General features: G+C 63.2%; 1 protein-coding gene. It reads right to left on the reverse strand.

The genetic code is table 11. The annotated features are described in order from the left end of the window. On the reverse strand, positions 1–228 hold a 228-nt coding region (locus tag SB719_RS23155), incomplete at both ends, for an EAL domain-containing protein (RefSeq protein ID WP_412160192.1).

Consider the following 228-nt stretch of genomic DNA (forward strand, 5'->3'; position numbering starts at 1 on the left):
GGCTGGCAGGCGCTTTAGGTACATCAGGCTGGAATAGCCCGTGCCAAAGTCATCAATGGACAAGTCCACGCCCATGTCGGACAGGCGCTGCAGCACAGCCAGGCTGGCGTCGGCATCGTGCATGGCGGTGGTTTCGGTAATTTCCAGTGTCAGGCCGTTGGCCGGCAAGCCGTTCTGCTGGAGGGCGCGGGCTACGCTGTCGACCAGGCCGGCGTGGCAGAACTGGAT

This window comes from Pantoea sp. SIMBA_079 (assembly GCF_046940275.1).
Classification (GTDB): domain Bacteria; phylum Pseudomonadota; class Gammaproteobacteria; order Enterobacterales; family Enterobacteriaceae; genus Pantoea; species Pantoea borealis.